The following is an 18,333-nucleotide window of genomic DNA, read 5'->3' on the forward strand; positions in this document are numbered from 1 at the left end:
CTACGCCGATCCGGATCCTATCTTCGGCAAACTAAATTGGGATGTAATTCCATTTACAGACCCAGTTATATTACCTGTTATGCTAGGCGCTCTTTTTGGCGGACTAGCACTTGTAGCTGCAATCACTTACTACGGTAAGTGGAAGCATTTGTGGGAACAATGGTTTACTTCCGTCGACCATAAAAAAATCGGTATCATGTACATCATTGTTGCGGCAGTGATGCTTTTCCGTGGTTTTGCTGACGCCTTCATGATGCGTACTCAACAAGCAGCAGCAACCATTAATGGAACTGGTTATCTACCTCCTGAGCACTACGACCAAATCTTTAGTGCCCATGGTGTAATTATGATTTTCTTCGTTGCCATGCCATTCGTGGTTGGCCTGATGAACATCATCGTTCCACTTCAAATTGGTGCACGTGACGTAGCCTTCCCATTCTTAAACTCTTTGAGCTTTTGGCTATTCGTTGTTGGTGCAATCCTGATTAACATGTCACTGTTTATCGGTGAATTTGCTGCAACAGGTTGGCTTGCTTACCCACCATTATCTGGTATGGAATACAGTCCTTGGGTAGGTGTCGACTACTGGCTTTGGGCGCTGCAGATCTCTGGTATCGGTACCCTACTGACCGGTGTTAACTTCGTTGTGACCATTATTCGCATGCGTGCGCCAGGTATGAAACTGATGCAAATGCCTGTGTTTACATGGACATCGCTATGTGCAAACGCACTGATTGTTTTGGCTTTCCCAATTCTGACAGTAACGTTAACGCTATTAACACTTGACCGTTACATTGGCACCCATTTCTTCACTACAGATATGGGCGGTAACGTAATGATGTACGTTAACCTTATCTGGGCATGGGGTCACCCTGAAGTATACATTCTGATTTTACCTGCTTTTGGTATCTTCTCAGAAATCACAGCGACATTCTCACGTAAGCGTCTATTCGGCTATGTTTCACTTGTGTGGGCAACAGCCGTTATCATGATTCTGTCATTCGTTGTATGGCTACACCACTTCTTCACCATGGGTGCAGGGGCAAGTGTTAACGCTTTCTTCGGTATTGCTACGATGATTATCTCTATTCCAACCGGGGTTAAGATATTCAACTGGCTATTTACTATGTACAAAGGTCGCGTTGAGTTTTCTGCGAGCATGTGGTGGACAATTGCATTCCTAATTACCTTCACAATTGGTGGTATGACAGGTGTAATGCTTGCAGTTCCAGCAGCGAACTTCGTACTTCACAACAGCTTATTCGTTATCGCTCACTTCCATAACGTAATTATCGGTGGTGCGCTATTCGGTTACTTTGCAGGTTTCACTTACTGGTTCCCGAAAGCAACGGGTTTCAAGCTAGACGAAAAACTAGGCAAGCTTTCTTGTGTTCTTTGGACTGTCGGCTTCTTCGTAACCTTCATGCCAATTTACGTTCTAGGTTTCAGTGGTATGACACGTCGTCTGAATGTTGCTGATAACCCTGAGTGGGCACCACTACTTTGGATCTCTGCATTTGGCGTATTTATCATTGCATCGGGTATTGCGACTCAGTTCTACCAAGTTTACGTAAGTATTCGTGACCGTAAGAAGAACCTTGATCTTACCGGTGACCCTTGGGATGGACGTACGCTTGAGTGGGCAACATCTTCGCCACCAGCGTTCTACAACTTCGCGACGCTACCTAAAATTCATGACCGTGATGAGCACCACTATGCAAAAGAGAACGGTTTAGCGTACCAAGCACCTGAACGTTACAAGCGCATTCATATGCCGAAGAATACTTGGGCAGGTGTTGTAATCAGCGCATTTGCATTAACTCTTGGTTTTGCTTTTGTATGGCACATCTGGTGGATGGTTATCGCTAGCGGTGTTGGTATTTTGGCGTCATGGATTGCATACAGCTTTGAGCGCAACAAAGACTACTACGTTGAAGTTGCAGAAGTTGAAGCAATTGAGCGTGCACATCTAGCACGTGTTTATGGCGAACAAGGTTCGACTAGCGAAGAAAACAAAGACGAAGATCAGGATGAAGATGATTCGTCTGACCTAAAACCTGTTACGGCATAGGGACTGACAGCAATTATGACTACAGAAGTTAAACATACATTTGAACCAAACGTTGCTGCTCAGTCACATGGCGGTCATGATCACGATGATCATGACCATCATGATTACGCAGGCGATACGATCTTTGGTTTCTGGATTTATATCCTTAGTGACTGTTTATTATTCGGTACACTTTTCGCAGTGTTTGCCGTTTTCTCAAACAGCTTTGCTGGACAAATTGAGCCAACTGAACTGTTCAACTTAACTTTCGTTGCTGGTGAAACTGCCCTACTTCTTCTAAGTAGTTTCACTTTTGGCATGGCGATGCTTAAGGCGAATAAAGAAGACATGAAGGGCATGCTCAAATGGTTGGGCATTACCTTTGCGCTCGGTCTGTCTTTCTTAGTAATGGAACTTTATGAGTTCTGGCATTTCAGTAATGAAGGTGCCACTTTCCACAGCAGTGCATACTGGTCATCTTTCTATGCACTTGTTGCAACGCACGGCCTTCACGTATTTGCTGGCCTGATTTGGATGATTGTTCTATTCGTCCACTTCAAACGTGATGGTTTTTCTGAAGATAATAAAACGCGTCTAGCTTGCCTAAGCTTATTCTGGCACTTCCTAGATGTTATTTGGATCTGTGTATTCAGCGTTGTTTACTTGATGGGGGTATTGTAATGGCTAATTCATCTGAGCACGGCCAAGGTGGACAGGCTCACGGTAGCGTAAAAGAGTATTTGAATGGCTTGATTCTATCCATCATCCTAACAGTAGTACCTTTTGTTATGGTGATGGCTGGAATCGGCTCTAAGCCGCTAATTATCGGCGTAATCATGGTTTTCGCAGTCGCGCAAATTTTTGTTCAACTTGTTTACTTTTTACATATGAACACCTCATCAAAGCAAATGTGGAATACCTCTTCCGCTGTTTTTGTTGTGGTAATTGTCGCAATTATCCTCATCGGTTCGTTGTGGATTATGGAACACCTAAATCACAACATGCTGATGGGTCACTAATAGGGTTACAGGATGTATAGACCTTATCTAAAAATCACCAAACCCGGTATTATCGGCGGCAACTTAGTTGCCGCCATCGGTGGTGTGCTTCTCGCTTCTCAAGGCAATATCGATTGGCTATTACTGCTTGCTGTTTGTATGGGTACTAGCCTAATCGTTGCGTCTGGCTGTGTTTTCAACAACGTGATCGATAAAGATATCGATCGCTTAATGAAACGCACCTGTGAAAGAGAGCTCGTTAAAAATGTTATACCTGTATCTCACGCGCTTATCTGGGCTACGGTATTAGGTTTGTCTGGCTTTTATATACTAAGCCAATTTACAACAACGGTTGCATTGCAATTTGGTGTGCTCGGGTTCGTTGTCTATGTCGGTTTATATAGCCTTTATTACAAACGTAAATCTGTTTACGGCACACTAATCGGCGGACTTTCAGGTGCATGTCCTCCAGTTATCGGTTATTGCGCTGTAACAGGTCACTTCGATGCAGGCGCTGCGATCTTATTCGTTACTTTCTGTATCTGGCAGCTTCCGCATTCCTATGCCATTGCCATTTACCGATTTGATGACTATAAAGCAGCATCCATTCCAGTTCTACCTGTAGAAGTGGGAATCGCACGTGCTCGTTTACACATCATCGCTTACATCATTGCGTTTGCTGTTGCAGCTTTAGCACTTAACTACCTTGGTTATGCGGGCAGCTGGTATGCACTGGGTGTTGGTTTAGTTAGTCTTCACTGGTTATATATTGCCAAAGTGGGCTACCAAAAAGTGCCAGATGCGCAATGGGGCAAACAAATGTTACTTTGCTCAATCGCTAACATCATGGTGTTTTGTTTACTTATTTCTCTCGACTTTTCGGCGGGAGACCTATCAGAAAATTATCAAGCTAGTAATACAGTAGTGTCTACTCTGCTGGAGCGAAGTTAATGACGAAAAACCCTGTAAAAATTGTGCTCCTTCTTGGAGCACTTGCCCTCGCTGGCATTTTCGCGCTTTACGTAAGTAACAGTACAACCCCGATTGGAGAAAAACAGAAAGCACTTAAAGATCTTGGCGGTGAGTTTCAGCTAAATAGCCTTGATGGCACCGTTAATCTTAACCAATTTAAAGGACAAACAGTCGTTCTTTACTTTGGATTCCTTAACTGTGCAGAAGTCTGCCCTTCTTCAATGGGCGTGATGGCAACAGCTTTTTCCATGTTGCCACCAGAAGAATATGCAAACGTACAAGGTATCTTTATTAGTGTCGATCCAGGTCGTGATGACCTTGATTCTCTTGACAAGTTTGCTAAGCATTTTGATAACCGCATTAAGGGACTAACAGGAACAAAAGAAGAAATAGACGCCCTAACAGAACAGTATGGTGTTTACTTTGACTTAGTTGATATGGAGTCTTCTGAACTTAGCTATACCGTTGACCACGCATCTCGTTTCTATATCATAAACCCAGAAGGAAAGCTGGTTGATGCAATGAGCCACACAACAACACCTATCGAACTCGCGGCAGGTATTGACCGTGCTCATAGCAATGCCCTTGCTAATAACTAAAAATTTATAGGGAATATTATGAAAAAGACCGTATTATCGATCGCATTTGCACTCGCTGCATTCCAAGCTTCTGCACATGACCATAGTACACACGATCACAGTGGGCATGATGCTGCTGCCGCTGACACGAAAACATACCATGAAGTACAAACTATTAATGACGTACTTACGGTTGAAAATGCCCGTGCTAAAGCAACTATTCCAGGGGTAAAGGTTAGCGCTGGTTATATGAAGATCACCAACGATACCGATGAGCCTATTCGTCTTGTAGAAGCAAAATCATCTATCGCAAAACACACTGAGATCCATCGTATGTTTATGCGTGATAGTCAGATGGCGATGCGTAAAGTTGATTCGCTTGAGATCCCTGCAAATGGCTCTGTTGAACTAAAACCAAAAGATTACCACCTCATGTTTATGGGTGTTAAAGAAGCTTTAAAGCCAGGTCAAGAAATCAAAGTGACTTTAGTTGCTGACAACGGTGAAAAGTTTGACGTGCAATTAACTGTTATGCCGATGACCAAGTATTGATTCGGAGTATAAATATGAAGTTATTTGCTTGTGTGCTAGGTTCGCTGATCGCGTTACCAAGCTTGTTTAATGTCGCTCAAGCGAAGACATCAATGGACAGTATTCTTGAGAGCCAAGCTATCCCCTGCTCTTCTGAACTGAGGGATTTGGCAACAGTCACGTTGAAAGAGAATCCTCATAGAATGCTGCCCTACGTTAGTAAATCTGATGATGTGCATCTTTTCAATGCGCTGGCTGTAACCACTTATCGTGATCGTCAAAGCCATGTGACTTTTCATGGCGTGAAAAATATCGAAGGTGGATGTGATACTTCAGTTACTGAAAGCTATATTTTGCAAACTTCTTGTGCTGATGCCCGCCATGAAGCTTTTAGCAAATGGGACTTCGAAGGGAAACTGAATGAACATACCTACGTGCTTAAAAGCAAAAAGGTTATTGGTAAGCAAGCGTTTCTAACAGAGCAGTTCTCAAACTTTTGCTTAGTAACGACACGACAAGTGATTAGTAACTAACTATAGCCACAATCAGTATCAATGCCCTGTTTCTTGATTATTCAAGTACAGGGCATTTTTTATATTCTTCACAAAAGGAAGTATTAACGTTAGCCGTTATACCCTTTGTTTGAAGTCAGTTTCGCTAAACCTTTCACCACGCGGAAGATAGACCAAATCCAGACTGCAATCGCTAAGAAATAGCCAACAACAACTAATGTTAGTATGCCGCAAATAATCGATAAGCCTAACCCCCACCAGAACGTTGTTGTGATATTGCTGTAGTGATCAGCAAAGATAGTCCCTTGCGCATCACCCTTTTTCACCATTGCCCAAATTGCACCAACGAACCAGAAAACCCCTGTAAACAAACCAAGAATCATCAAGCCATAGGCAATTAATGCGTTTGTTTTTGCGGCTTCATCTTTTACTGTCATGGCTGAATTAACCACTACCTCTTCTTGCATCTCTGACATGTAAAACTCCTAAAGTTGTCAGCTAATCATCCGATCAAATAATGGTGAAAATACTATATAGGTCTTTTTTTACTCGCAACGTAATACCTTGCTATGCAACGAGATACACAATGTTATTCGACGAATATCTAAATTCATTATTAATGGCACATCAATTCATCAGCATGTTGCCAGCAGGTGAAGCACCACAGTATACCGAAGGGCGCGAAGGTTATTACTGGGTAAAAGAAATGACAGGCAACAGTGCTAAAACAGTACTTAAACTTGATATTCGTGATTTCAGCCAACAGGGCTATCGTGATCGCATGGCATTTTTACAAAACCTTGCCGATAGCTGTGCCACATTGTGGGGGGAATCTACCATCTCGATTCAATTGGATAACCGCTACGAGAATGTCGCAAATAGTTTAGAAGGTGAAGCGAGATTCCCTATCTATATTGCCAAAGAAGCTTACACACGCAATAACATAGCGATGAACGCGATCCCAATGCGAGGGCGGCTATGATGGCGCAGTGTTGTCACAAAAAGGCTTACCTTGCCCTAACCTTTTCACTGGGGCACATAACTTCCATTCTATTTATGAATATCTGCCGGTTAAATCGCTACAAGCAGCCAGTTCTGTTGTAACAGAGATAATCAAAATCACCTGCGAGCGATACAGTCAATAAGCTAATAAACTTATAACTACGCCGTTTAGTAGGCTCTTATTAATAAAAAAACCGATCGAACGATCGGTTTTTTATTCAGACTGAATAATAATTATGGTAAGTACCAATCAACAAGATCTCTCACATTACTTTGGCAATTAAAAATTTCAGGTTTAAATAAAATATTTTCTTCTGTAATTAACTCAACATAATTAGATATTTCTTTAATTTCTTCAGGTGGAAAGCCATAACGCAATAACAATGTATAAGTAGTATCGTTAGTTCCATATCGTAACAATTCAGCCATTTTAAGTGCTCTTGGATCCTTTGTAATTGTATGAAAAATATTAAATGCACCAATAAATACATCTGATAATGAAAATGAAATTACGGTATCTAGATAATCATAAGTATCGAATACCACTGCATCGTAGCTTACATCTTTAGATTTTATTTCTTTAAATAGAGGGTACTCATTAATAAGACCACTATCTGGTAATTTATTAGCTGGTTGACTGAACTTTGCATATAAATTTTGATCTTGGCCACGATTAGCAAGATAAGCATATCTAATTCCAACAATCTCTTTAAAGCTTCGCCCCTGTATTACATGGAAAAAGATTTCAATTGCTGTATTGAATACATTCCGCTCACCTGCATATAATTTTCTATCTAAAGAAATCTCATAAATATATCTCAAACAATCTTTAACTATAATTCTATTGTCTCTATTCTTTTCACCAAATAGATTAACACCAAATTCGGTTCCATATATCAAAGATAAAATATCATCCATTAGTTTAATGGCTTGATCTGAAGATAATCTCTCTACTTTGGTTGACGGTAAATTCATCGACTCATTGAATGTTCCATCAATTATCGAAGATATTAATTCCCTCTCATCATCCATCCCTTCTACATCCTGCTCAAGTAAAGATTCTTCTGATAATATAAAAGGGGTATTTAAACGTTCTGATAATAATATCGGATTTTTGGTATAAACATAACCAAAATCAAAAATAGCATCTTTAGATAATCTTCCACTTCTACCAATTAAGTTCTTAAATGCCAGTGCTCTATCTGCTTCATCACCGCCTAACATTCTCATATTATCTAACCACACTACATCAAATGGCATATTAATACCTTGCGCTAACGTACTAGTGGCAAAACAAATTTTTGCAAAACCTAATCGAATAAAGTCTTCAATCAAAAAGCGAACTTCAAGAGGAACAGATCCATGATGAATTACTACCCCTTTTTTCAACAAAGCAACAAGATTAGAGTGATGGTCTTGTTCATTCGCACCAATTAGAACTTCTACTTCTTCAATCAAAGAGATTGCTTGAGCATCTAAAATAACATCAAATTTATCTACATATTTTTGAAACTCATTTATAAAATCACCTCGATAAAGAGACGCTTTCGAGACGTACACCAAAACTGTATGCTTGCCATCAAATGCTATTTTTTCAAATTTTTCTTCTAATTGAATACTATTTCGAACAAGATGCCCTTTATCTTTGAATGGTGAGAAATAATAGTCTTTTTTATTATTGTGCCCAAATATAAAAGCCTTACCTACTGTATTATGTTGATATGATCTAGCATAAGACAAATTTTCATTTAAATTATGCTTTTTCATTTGAGCATCGGGATTATCAACAAAAGGGTGTGCAAAAACCAATTTCGCATTTGGATAAGCTCGTTGTACACGTCTAACTAAAACATCAAAGATAACACCTCTTTCTGCCTCTTCTGAAACCTGCGCTTCATCAAAAAAGAATAGAGATATATCTAACTTATTTACATATGAAAACAACTCTCTAGCTCTTTCAGGAGTAAGAACAAAAATTCTTCTCAATGATCGGCTTGTAAATACATGATCAACAAAAGAGGAAATCATCACTGTTTTATCATTTTTAAACCTATCCCGAAGAGTTGTCATATACTCAGCAATTAACGCTCGTGATGGTACAACAATAACGCTATCTTTCTCTTGCTCGAATATATAATCTCTGATGGAAAATGATTTTCCTGCACTAGTAGGTGCTGAAATTGATGTATACCTATAATCCTCTACTGCCTGTCGTACACTGGCTTGAACAGGGGTCAATAGCGCACCAAATCTCTTTTTATTCTCTTGTCCAATACCTGAAAGTAAAAATGAAAATAGATCTGACGGGCTCTCATTCTTATAAAATAAGCCTAATACAGATAATAACCTCTCTTCATAGTTCTTAAATACCTCAATATGAAAAAGTTTGTAATACGTAATAGCTTGGATTACTTCATTATTGATAGGTCCTTCTTTATGAAGTCTTTCAATTAAGCAACTAACGCTAGAATTAGGCTCTGTATCTGACTTTATTTCCAGAATATTTAACATACAACAACTCCAACTAAATAAGCATATTGAACCTTACTTAGTAAATCTGATGCGTTAATGCTCTCTATGGCATTCTGCATTATCAGATTATAGTTTTCTGAATTTATTGAGAATGCAGCAATAGCCCCATACTTATCATCATCAAGATTACTAATTGACTGAACAGATGTAAGGTTAATTAAGTGCACACGATCTCTGAAGTGTTTCTCTTCATTTATAAATCGTTCGGCTTGAGGTATAGCTAAACCATGTGGATTTTTGTTTCCAGAAAACTTAGCTTCTCCAAAGTTAATTAATTGAGCATTGCATTCTGTATGAAAATCAAAACCTTCATTTTGTTTAAGTTGTGGTTTCCAAATTTCAGCGATCGGTAATACTTTATGATCAAAAATCATAGCTAATGATCTCGCTGAACTAATTGATACCATCACCTCTCCAAATTCAGCGCCAAGTTCATTATCGTCAGAGAAATCCTTAAAAATTGATACTAAAGCTTCAGCTGTATCACGAGCTGTATACTCATAAGACCGTCGTGTTCCTCTGTCTAACTCAAGCATCCAAGACTCATCAAGGACAGACTTTGACAGTTGTTCTGATATTTTTGTTAAATCATCAACTTTCACAATACAAGCTTTAACTTTATTGTCATCAAAATAGCATTCGTGATTACAACCCCAATCATTATCTCTTTTACTCAACTACGTCACCAACTAACTTATAATTATATTACCAGTATTGTAATGTCTAATTATCAATACACAAAGAACGTTATTTTGCCATTTAATTTATTTTTATGTCCACGCTATAATACTGATAACATGAGTGATTTCATGAAAATAAGAATAATGAGCTATTAACAAAACAACACCATAAAAAAAGACAAGGTAATGCTTAAAAGCATAAACAACATCCCTTTTAAGCATTAAGTTTCTTATATAAAATTTATCTTATTGTATTTATGCTATTTAGTTAATTTGTTGTATATGAATCTGTAAATTCAGTATCACTAGCCCTTCAACACATCATCCTTTATGATTAATTCCTCTCTTTCATCAATGGAATGAACTATGTTACTCGAAGGTATTGAAACCTTATTAGTGCTAGCAGAAGAAGGCACCATGAGCCGTACGGGTAGCCGTTTGTATATCAGCCAATCCGCAGTGAGCAAACGGATTGCCAAGCTAGAGGCGACATTAGGCACTAAGCTGATCATACCTGCGGGTCGATTAATTAAGCTAACCCCTGACGCCCATGCGCTGATTAACAATGTAGGGCCGAGTTTTAATGAAATTCGAGGGCTGATTTTTGAACATCAGAATTTAGACGATCAAAGCATTATTACGATTGATTGCTCTGAAACCTTAGTCGCGGGTTATTTATCACAAGCGATGGGGCAATATTTCCAGCACGATAAATACATTTCAATTACCACTCACCATACCCCAGTGATTGTCGAAAACGTGCAATCTGGTAAGGCATCTATTGGTTTTTGTGCGGGACATCTACCTGCAAACTATAGTTTTATTGCCGAGCATTTAATCGATGAGCCTTTTAAGGTGGTATTTAACCAACCTTTGACGGCATTACCGAAAGCGTTAGTGGTGAATGATTTAAAAAACCCATCTAATTACTCTCAAGCTGCTATTTTGCAAAAAGTTGGGATTGCACCATTAATGGAGATGGATTCTTACACTGCCGCAGCACAGTTAGCCTTGGCTGGTATGGCACCAGCACTTGTGCCTTTATCGATTGTGAACACACTCAAGATTGAAGATACGTTCTGTTTTGATTTTGAAGCGTTATCTGGCTTAACCCGCCCTATTAATCTGATTTATCGTCAAAATAGTTACAAGCTACCTAGGGTGAAAAAACTGGTTAAGACTATTGCTGATGTTGTGATCCCAAAAACAATTTAACTGATCACTACCCCCGAGTAGAAACGCTATTTATTCGCGCTTAAATGCCCTAGTGTAACTTTGTTTTTACCCGTTTTTTTAGATACATATAGCGCTTCATCAATACACTTCATCACTCTGGTTATCGTAAAGTCTGGGGTGGTAAATTCACATAACCCAACCGATGATGTCACTGAAAAATGAGTATCACCAGAGGTAATACGATGCTGTGACAAGGTGTGAAGAATACGCGTACAAATTTCTTGGCCATGATGACTGTCGGTATTTTCCATTAACAACACAAACTCTTCACCGCCCCAACGCGCAATGATATCGGTCGAACGTATGCTCGATAAACAAATGTTGGCAAACGCAACCAGTACATCATCACCAACATCGTGCCCATAAGTATCATTAACCTGTTTAAAGTTATCGATATCGAATATCGCAATACTGTAGGTTTGGTTGTTGGTTTCCGTTGAAATAGCATCTAGCTTTTCATTTAACAAACGTCTGTTGGGTAGATGTGTTAACTCATCAGTATATGACGCTTTTTGCAGCATCATATTCATATCAAGAATAGAGTTCTGGCTCTGTTTAAGGTACATCTCGCGCTTATAGACATAAACGCAGATCAAGCAAGAGAAAATGTAAAGCAAGCACCTTAAATAGAGACTGTTGTCTTGGTGGCTTTTTTGTTGGTTTTGAATAACGAACAACCACTCACCATTCGGCACTTTTACTGTAAATGAGTTATCGGTTTTTTCGCAGGTCTTTTCTAGGTTATTAAAAATAGTTAATCGATGACCATCTGGGTTAAAGCCAAGGATTTTATAATAGCTTTTATCTAGCGCTAGTTTTTCTCGAAATGTATCAAGGTAACTGATCGCATTAACAAACCCTGTAAACTCATTTTTTTCATTAAATAAGGGTAAACGTAAAATAAACGCCAGTTTACCGTTTTGAATGAGCTTAACAGGACCAATTAGGCTAACATTTCGGTTTTCAATGGAAAGTAATACGCCTTTTTTACGCTCTTCAATATGGGTGAGATCGTGCCCTATCGCAGTATGCTTTGTCTGGTTAGGGTAAATATCTGTAATAATCCCCCTAGGCGCATATTGAAGTTCTGAAATAACATCGTTATCAGCCATAACTTTTTTAGCTATTCTATCAAAGTCTTTCGTATTCTTGCCGTTTTGAATATTTAATGAATAACTTAATGCTTTAAGGCTAACAACCATACTATTAATTTGTTCATTAATTTTTGTTGTGATGGTCTGACTGATATTAGCAGTATCTTTATCAATTAATATATTATGTTTATTTTTGTTATTAAAAAACAACAATTCAATAACAATTAAAAATAAAAACAAGGCAAGTAATATTGCAAAGCCAGAATGCGTTATCCTTACTTTAAATTTGTTATCCATAAATAAATCACTGCCAGCATTAGAGTTGAAAATATCAATCGCTTAATTGCGCAAATATACTTCATTTTGAATAAAATTAATATCTTATGTGCAAAAAATGAAGCATTTTCTTACACTGCTAGAGTTTATTTAGAATATCGAAGAGTAAAAATATTTAATTATTATGATTTACTATTTTTTTATTTGTTACGCCTATCACTCCTCTTGTCTCTTTCTTTTTATTTTGTATGCCACGCTAAATAGATGTATAGCGTGGCATTCGTTTTATTTATTGAATTTAAAAACTAAGAAATTGAAACCATTGTGGGTGTTGATCCCAAAGCAGTTTAATCGCCATGATCATCGACATAATAATAACCATTGGACGAATAAACTTTTGCCCTTTATTAATCACAATGTGTGCCCCTAAACGCGCACCAATAAAGCCACCTGCTGCCATAATTAAACCCAGTTTCCAAAGAGGTAGCCCTGCGATAATAAAGAAGGTAAGCGCAGCGATATTAGAAGTGAAGTTTAATATTTTGGTTCTCGCTGTTGCCTCAACTAGGCCAAACTTAGCAATCGCAACAAAACAAATAGTAAATAAAGAGCCGGTTCCTGGACCAAAGAAACCATCATAAAAACCAATCGATGTACCCACGGCAAAAGCAAACATTGCTTCTGATAGTTTTGGATCGCCCTGCGGTTTGCCGATATTAGGACTAAAAAGAAAATACAGTGATACAAATATTAATAAGAGAGGAATAAGACTGGTTAATATACCTGCATCAATATGTTGAACTAACAACGCGCCAATCGCTGAGCCAGTAAAGGTACAGGCAATGGCTAAGCGCATGTCTTTAAGTTTCACTAATCCATTACGGACAAAGTACAGAGATGCTGAAAAACTACCAAATGAGCTTTGTAATTTATTGGTGGCAAGTACCTGTGCTGGCGGAATGCCCACCGACAATAAAGCAGGAACTGTTAATAACCCACCGCCACCAGCAATGGCATCAATAAAGCCGGCTAATCCTGCGACAAAAAACAGTAGTACGAAGATCTCTAACGTTAATTCCATTGCGACTCACATTGTAAGTTATTATTAAATATCGTGATATTAACGTTATGAATAAAAATGCAATAGCGAAAAACAAGACGACAACCTATTCCAAGTTGGAATAGGTTGCCGATATAGAAAATGATTGCTTAGCGATTACTTTCTGTTGCGGCACATTTCTGCGGGGAAGGAAAGCTGTACCATGACGTAGCGTTTGAAGGTTTCTTCATAAGGCTGGTCGTCTAACGCTTTTTGCATACACAATAGCCATGCATCTTTTTCTGCTAAACCAATATCTAAATGACGGTGCGCGCCCGGTATATTGATGGAGCCATACATTTCTGCGTAACGAGAAGGGCCGCCCATCCAGCCCACTAAAAATGTGGTGAGTTTAGCTTTAGATTCCGTTAAATCAGGGTTATGCATAGCACGTACTTTGGCTGCAACAGGCAAGGTATCCATATAGTGATAAAAGGCATCCACTAATTGTTTAACCCCTTGCTCACCACCCGCCGCTTGTAAGGTGCTGTCTCCCACCCCATATACGGGCGCTTTGGCTTTCTTTACACCTGAAAACTCATCTTGCTCTGGGTATTCTGAACTATCCAATCTCGACTCACTGTCTTTTACTGCTTTTGTTTATTTTATTATATCTAAAAAAAATAAAGAGCCATGTTACTGGCTCTTTATTGTTTGCTTGATGTCACAGCAATGGCTTATTTACTGCTGCTGTTATCGCGGTTTAACTCACATAAATAGGCCCACTGAATGAAGTCACAGGCGGTACTTCGCCAGTGAATTTTTCAATATCGACAACAACGGTATTGGCACTGGTTGCTTGCGCTAATTGTGAGCTTGGAATATCAATGGTGACGGTATTAGGATCACCATAAGTATCAATCGCACCAATGTCGTTATTCAACGGCCCAAACCATGCCCCTTCGTAAATTCTTATTACGCCTGTTGGGTAATCTTCCGATAATACCGCCCCTGCTAATAACTGGCCGCGATCATTAAAGACTCGAACAATATCACCGTCTTTAATGCCTTTTTTCTTCGCATCATCGGGGTTGATATAAACGGGCTCATGATCTTTCACTGCATAGGTATTACGGTACTCTTCCGAATCACACATTTGTGAGTGTAAGCGCTGATTGGGATGGCAAGATTGAAGCCAGAATGGAAACTTCTCCGATTTCGGACCACCATGAGAACGTTCTTCTTTTTCAAACCACATTGGGTGCCCTTGGCAATGTTCATAGTTATAACGCGCTATTTTTCGGCTATAAATTTCTATAAACCCTGATGGTGTACCCAGTGAGTTGATTTCAGGATCATTTCGGAACGCTTCATGGCTAACGAAGGTTTGGTCGGTTTTAAATTCGACGATGCCATTTTTCCAAAACTCGTTAAATTCTGGCATCGGGTTTTTATCTTTGTTTGCATCACGACAACTTTTATACAGATCTTGTATCCACTGCATTTCTGTCATGCCGCGCGTATATTGCTTACTTTTACCGAATCGTTCGGTCAGTTCAGTGAAGATCTGAAAATCTGTTTTTGATTGGTATAGAGGGTCAACCAATTTATGCATCGCTAACACACCAGAGGTGGAATACGTGCCGTATTGGTCGAGATCATTACGTTCAAACTGCGTACATGCTGGTAATACGATATCGGAGAAACGACAAGTTGGCGTCCATGTATAATCAATATTGACGACGGTTTGTAGCTTTCTGAACGCTTCTTTCATTCGATTACGTTGTTGATGGTGATTCCATGGGTTACAGCCGCTAAACACCATCATTTTAATATCGGGTAATACGACGTTACCGCCGTTATATTTGATCTTTTTCCCCGGCTCCATAATCGCATCAATCCACCGAGCAACAGGAATAACTGCGCTATAACCTTTGAAGTCATTATTATTCCAAACAGGCTCTTGCCCTTCATCGACATTTCGTGGAAAACCACCCGGCCCAGCTGCAGTACTAAATGGCAATCCAACACCACTATAGAAATGAGAATATGAAACCCCACCTCCGGGTAAGCCAATTTGTCCGAGCATAGATGCCAACACTGCTCCCATCCAATACGGCTGTTCACCATGTTGCTGGCGTTGTACTGCCCAGCCAAACATTATCATGGTGCGATCTTTTACTAAGCGACGAGCAAATTTACGAATATCGTCGGCTTTAACACCACAAATTTTTTCTGCCCATTCTGGGGTTTTCTCGACTTTATCTTTACCTGTACCAAGTAAATACGGCAAAAATTCGTCAAAGCCTAAGGTATACATTTCTAAAAATTGTTTATCGTAAAGGTTTTCTTTATATAAGGTATGGGCAATACCTAACATAAAAGGAACATCGGTTTGAGGATTCACGTATTGATTTTCACAGCCGAAATATTTTTGGCTTTTCGACACTACAGGATCGACGGATATCATGGTGAGCTCGCCCTTTGCGACTTTGTCTTTTAATTGGGCGTAATAACCATAAGAGCCGTGCGTTTCACACTGCCAACCAACTTGGCTATTTTTTATCGGATCGTTAGACCACCAGATTAAGGTTTTGGTCTCTTTTAAGATTGTTGTCCATGTTGTTGCTTGAGCATATACCTCGGTAGAACCAAGTACATAAGGTAAGATAGTTTGCCCAGCTCCCGTTGAGTAATCCCCCACTTTTTTAATAAAGTTACCATGCATACCCACCGCACGTTGCATGTGTGAGGTACAACTTTGGAACTGCCCTGTTTCACGCCAGCCTGTTTGCCCCGCATGAAGAGCCCAAGGACCATAATCTTTTTGGATACGCTGTAATTCTTGGTAGAAAAGATCTAACGCTTCATCCCACGTTACTCGAACAAAGCGATTGTTACCTCGTGTTTCGCCACTGTATTTGTTTTTCTTAAGCCAGTCTAACCGCACCATGGGATAACGAATTCTTGAAGGACTATAAATTATCCCTTTAATACCGTTAAGCATATCAGTTGGATGCTTATCTAATTCAAAGGGCTTAATTTCTGCGACTTGGCCGTTATAAATACGCGCTCTAAATGCTCCCCAGTGTGAACCAGACACTTTCCAAATACCCGGCGCCTCTGTTGATTTTGTTACTTCTTCAGCAGCCTTAGCCGCTTGCATCAGCAATCCGGGACCAATAACAGAAGCGGCACTCGTAGTTGCTAAACCTTGCAAAAATTTACGTCTACTCAGTGACATAAAAAATTCCTCACGATTAAAACGTAAAAAGGTTGCTGAACATGATGAATGTTGAGCAACCTTTAGTTTGATTAATGTTCAGCTTTAGAAAAGTCTGACGAATGGTTTTGTAAATATTTCAAAACAATAGCTTCACTATCAGTATCAAAATTCACAAATGCAAGCATACCGTTAAACATGCCAGGCCAAGTATTTGCGTCAAAATGGTTTTCTGCGGGCTGGGTATGACATACGCTACAGTTGGTGTTGTATGCCGATTTTGCGGCAGTCCAAACAGTACTGATATCACTAACAAAGTTCTTTTTCTCAACCCATAATGTTGCGGTTACTTGTTGCCATTTCAGCCCTGTGACGTCATCTTCTTTTTGCTCGAAACCTTTTACAATATCAGCGCTTTGCGCGGCGTTTTTACTTAAGGCGGCTGTCGGTATGTTCATCCCGAAATCTTGATTAATTACCCGACCAAAGCCTTTTTCTTTACGCCAACCGCTTAGTTCAACTTGCAGCATATCACCTTTAATCGCGACGACTTTCACTGCTGATGCTGGCTCTAGTTGACCACCATCTTGGGATTTAGCTACATCTTCAAACATTGGAGTAAATTGAATACTGTAGTAAGTACTACCTTCAGAGTAATCGGTACTATGTGATGCTGCGGTCAATTCAGAGACAATACCACCCGACGAGGCCATATCCGCAGGTAAATGATGGGCAATACCTTTATGGCAATCAAGACAGCTTTGGTCTTTCGCTGCTGCTTGTTTCATTTGTGCCTGTGCACGTGGTGACATTTCATCCCATTTCATGCTGTCATAATTGTGGCAACTTTTACATTCCAACGATCCATTCGCTGCAAAGCGTTTCCACTCGTGTTGGGCTAATTCCAGTCTTTTTGCCTCAAATTTTGCAGGCGTATCAATAGTGCCAGCAATCGCGCCAAAGACTTCTTTACTCGCCTGCATTTTTCGAGCAATTTTATCCGTCCAATTATGAGGAACATGACAATCAGGACAAGTAGCACGGACACCTGAGTGATTTGACCAGTGAACGGTTTCTTGCAACTCAGGATATACAGTGTCACTCATGGAGTGGCAGCTGATACAAAATTTTTCTGTGTTGGTCATTTCAAGAGCGGTATTAAATCCCCCCCAAAAAATAACCCCAGCAACAAAACCACCTAACGCGAGGACGCCAAGGCTTATTTTGGTTGCTGGACGCCACAGCGTTATCCAAACTTTTTTTAAGGACGACTTCATTATTTACCTACCCGTTTTTTATTTAATGTTGACGAGTGCTTAACCGTGACCCGGAGGACCGAGGAAAAACACTTGCAGCGCCCAAATAAAAAAGCCATATCCGCTAACAAACATCACAGATAAAATAGGAAACAGTAAAACAACGATGAATAGAAATGTTCGCCATTCATAACGACCTTTCTCTTTATCATCCATTTCTTCACTTAACATTATTGCTCTCTCACTTATTAGTAAGTCTCGTTATTCCTAATAAGACTTTCCAGTGCTGTAGGTGAATTATAGACAATAGTTATACCTTACATTTATAAGGTTATTAAAAAGCTACTGGGATCA

The 18,333-nt window shown here is 39.6% G+C and carries 17 protein-coding genes and 1 pseudogene; 9 read left to right on the forward strand and 9 right to left on the reverse strand.

Going from position 1 to position 18,333, the window contains the following annotated elements; all coding sequences use genetic code 11:
- Positions 1–19 precede the first annotated feature (19 nt).
- Genes cyoB through CTN01_RS07375 form a run of 7 tightly spaced genes read left to right on the forward strand, consistent with a single transcriptional unit; the run spans position 20 to position 5,662 of the window.
- Positions 20–2,071: a cytochrome o ubiquinol oxidase subunit I gene (gene cyoB / locus CTN01_RS07345; RefSeq protein ID WP_208598937.1), complete on the forward strand. Its 2,052-nt coding sequence runs from the start codon at positions 20–22 to the stop codon at positions 2,069–2,071.
- A 15-nt stretch (positions 2,072–2,086) separates the two neighbouring features.
- The gene (gene cyoC, locus CTN01_RS07350) at positions 2,087–2,731 is read left to right on the forward strand and encodes a cytochrome o ubiquinol oxidase subunit III (RefSeq protein ID WP_005367201.1); all 645 of its coding nucleotides are present in this window, start codon (positions 2,087–2,089) and stop codon (positions 2,729–2,731) included.
- A complete protein-coding gene (gene cyoD / locus CTN01_RS07355; protein WP_005367198.1) occupies positions 2,731–3,069 on the forward strand; it encodes a cytochrome o ubiquinol oxidase subunit IV in 339 nt (112 codons plus the stop codon). Before cyoC ends, cyoD begins: the two co-directional genes overlap by 1 nt.
- A 12-nt stretch (positions 3,070–3,081) precedes the next feature.
- Positions 3,082–3,999, forward strand: coding sequence for a heme o synthase (gene cyoE, locus CTN01_RS07360; protein ID WP_045127120.1), 918 nt, complete (start codon positions 3,082–3,084; stop codon positions 3,997–3,999).
- Positions 3,999–4,619: an SCO family protein gene (locus CTN01_RS07365; protein ID WP_107342126.1), complete on the forward strand. Its 621-nt coding sequence runs from the start codon at positions 3,999–4,001 to the stop codon at positions 4,617–4,619. Before cyoE ends, CTN01_RS07365 begins: the two co-directional genes overlap by 1 nt.
- 18 nt (positions 4,620–4,637) lie before the next feature.
- On the forward strand, positions 4,638–5,150 hold the full coding sequence (locus CTN01_RS07370) for a copper chaperone PCu(A)C (protein WP_045147908.1): 513 nt from the start codon (positions 4,638–4,640) through the stop codon (positions 5,148–5,150).
- A gap of 14 nt (positions 5,151–5,164) precedes the next feature.
- Positions 5,165–5,662 carry a hypothetical protein gene (locus tag CTN01_RS07375; protein ID WP_045127122.1) on the forward strand — a complete coding sequence of 166 codons (498 nt, stop codon included), beginning with the start codon at positions 5,165–5,167 and terminating at the stop codon, positions 5,660–5,662.
- An 89-nt stretch (positions 5,663–5,751) separates the two neighbouring features.
- Here the strand turns inward: CTN01_RS07375 and CTN01_RS07380 are convergent, their stop codons facing one another.
- Entirely contained in the window at positions 5,752–6,117 is a 366-nt protein-coding gene (locus CTN01_RS07380) for a DUF4870 family protein (RefSeq protein WP_052666568.1), read from the reverse strand.
- A 131-nt stretch (positions 6,118–6,248) separates the two neighbouring features.
- On the opposite strand from CTN01_RS07380, the pseudogene CTN01_RS23000 reads away from it, so the two are divergent.
- Positions 6,249–6,786: pseudogene (locus CTN01_RS23000) on the forward strand (zinc-binding metallopeptidase family protein); the annotation flags it as partial.
- A gap of 91 nt (positions 6,787–6,877) precedes the next feature.
- On the opposite strand, the gene CTN01_RS07390 reads toward CTN01_RS23000, so the two are convergent.
- Together CTN01_RS07390 and CTN01_RS07395 are read right to left on the reverse strand one after the other, a co-directional pair.
- Positions 6,878–9,154: a DEAD/DEAH box helicase gene (locus CTN01_RS07390; RefSeq protein WP_045147910.1), complete on the reverse strand. Its 2,277-nt coding sequence runs from the start codon at positions 9,152–9,154 to the stop codon at positions 6,878–6,880.
- Positions 9,148–9,852: a hypothetical protein gene (locus CTN01_RS07395; RefSeq protein ID WP_045147911.1), complete on the reverse strand. Its 705-nt coding sequence runs from the start codon at positions 9,850–9,852 to the stop codon at positions 9,148–9,150. Before CTN01_RS07395 ends, CTN01_RS07390 begins: the two co-directional genes overlap by 7 nt.
- 369 nt (positions 9,853–10,221) lie before the next feature.
- Between CTN01_RS07395 and CTN01_RS07400 the strand changes: the two genes are divergently transcribed.
- A complete protein-coding gene (locus CTN01_RS07400) occupies positions 10,222–11,070 on the forward strand; it encodes a LysR family transcriptional regulator (RefSeq protein ID WP_045147912.1) in 849 nt (282 codons plus the stop codon).
- Positions 11,071–11,096: 26 nt separating this feature from the next.
- Here CTN01_RS07400 and CTN01_RS07405 read toward each other — a convergent pair whose 3' ends face one another.
- The 6 genes from CTN01_RS07405 to CTN01_RS07430 all read right to left on the reverse strand — a co-directional run bounded on the left by CTN01_RS07405 (position 11,097) and on the right by CTN01_RS07430 (position 18,210).
- Positions 11,097–12,482: a sensor domain-containing diguanylate cyclase gene (locus tag CTN01_RS07405; protein WP_107342127.1), complete on the reverse strand. Its 1,386-nt coding sequence runs from the start codon at positions 12,480–12,482 to the stop codon at positions 11,097–11,099.
- Between the two features lie 277 nt (positions 12,483–12,759).
- Complete coding sequence (locus CTN01_RS07410; protein WP_045147913.1) at positions 12,760–13,542, reverse strand: TSUP family transporter; 783 nt, start codon at positions 13,540–13,542, stop codon at positions 12,760–12,762.
- 135 nt (positions 13,543–13,677) lie between these two features.
- Positions 13,678–14,130 carry a group II truncated hemoglobin gene (locus tag CTN01_RS07415; protein ID WP_045147914.1) on the reverse strand — a complete coding sequence of 151 codons (453 nt, stop codon included), beginning with the start codon at positions 14,128–14,130 and terminating at the stop codon, positions 13,678–13,680.
- A gap of 133 nt (positions 14,131–14,263) precedes the next feature.
- Positions 14,264–16,744, reverse strand: coding sequence for a trimethylamine-N-oxide reductase TorA (gene torA / locus CTN01_RS07420; RefSeq protein ID WP_045147916.1), 2,481 nt, complete (start codon positions 16,742–16,744; stop codon positions 14,264–14,266).
- A gap of 71 nt (positions 16,745–16,815) precedes the next feature.
- On the reverse strand, positions 16,816–18,000 hold the full coding sequence (torC, locus tag CTN01_RS07425; protein WP_045082998.1) for a pentaheme c-type cytochrome TorC: 1,185 nt from the start codon (positions 17,998–18,000) through the stop codon (positions 16,816–16,818).
- A 39-nt stretch (positions 18,001–18,039) separates the two neighbouring features.
- Complete coding sequence (locus CTN01_RS07430; protein WP_005367160.1) at positions 18,040–18,210, reverse strand: periplasmic nitrate reductase, NapE protein; 171 nt, start codon at positions 18,208–18,210, stop codon at positions 18,040–18,042.
- Positions 18,211–18,333: the final 123 nt, after the last annotated feature.

The sequence above is a fragment of the Photobacterium angustum genome, from assembly GCF_003026365.1.
Lineage (GTDB): Bacteria > Pseudomonadota > Gammaproteobacteria > Enterobacterales > Vibrionaceae > Photobacterium > Photobacterium angustum.

Bases quoted from the DNA above. Each gene is read 5' to 3' on its own strand.
- cyoE (WP_045127120.1), top strand. From the start codon at position 3,082: ATGTATAGACCTTATCTAAAAATCACCAAACCCGGTATTATCGGCGGC.
- CTN01_RS07405 (WP_107342127.1), bottom strand. From the start codon at position 12,482: ATGGATAACAAATTTAAAGTAAGGATAACGCATTCTGGCTTTGCAATA.
- CTN01_RS07370 (WP_045147908.1), top strand. From the start codon at position 4,638: ATGAAAAAGACCGTATTATCGATCGCATTTGCACTCGCTGCATTCCAA.
- CTN01_RS07380 (WP_052666568.1), bottom strand. From the start codon at position 6,117: ATGTCAGAGATGCAAGAAGAGGTAGTGGTTAATTCAGCCATGACAGTA.
- CTN01_RS07390 (WP_045147910.1), bottom strand. From the start codon at position 9,154: ATGTTAAATATTCTGGAAATAAAGTCAGATACAGAGCCTAATTCTAGC.
- CTN01_RS07400 (WP_045147912.1), top strand. From the start codon at position 10,222: ATGTTACTCGAAGGTATTGAAACCTTATTAGTGCTAGCAGAAGAAGGC.
- cyoD (WP_005367198.1), top strand. From the start codon at position 2,731: ATGGCTAATTCATCTGAGCACGGCCAAGGTGGACAGGCTCACGGTAGC.
- CTN01_RS07365 (WP_107342126.1), top strand. From the start codon at position 3,999: ATGACGAAAAACCCTGTAAAAATTGTGCTCCTTCTTGGAGCACTTGCC.
- torC (WP_045082998.1), bottom strand. From the start codon at position 18,000: ATGAAGTCGTCCTTAAAAAAAGTTTGGATAACGCTGTGGCGTCCAGCA.
- cyoC (WP_005367201.1), top strand. From the start codon at position 2,087: ATGACTACAGAAGTTAAACATACATTTGAACCAAACGTTGCTGCTCAG.
- torA (WP_045147916.1), bottom strand. From the start codon at position 16,744: ATGTCACTGAGTAGACGTAAATTTTTGCAAGGTTTAGCAACTACGAGT.
- CTN01_RS07375 (WP_045127122.1), top strand. From the start codon at position 5,165: ATGAAGTTATTTGCTTGTGTGCTAGGTTCGCTGATCGCGTTACCAAGC.
- CTN01_RS07410 (WP_045147913.1), bottom strand. From the start codon at position 13,542: ATGGAATTAACGTTAGAGATCTTCGTACTACTGTTTTTTGTCGCAGGA.
- CTN01_RS07430 (WP_005367160.1), bottom strand. From the start codon at position 18,210: ATGTTAAGTGAAGAAATGGATGATAAAGAGAAAGGTCGTTATGAATGG.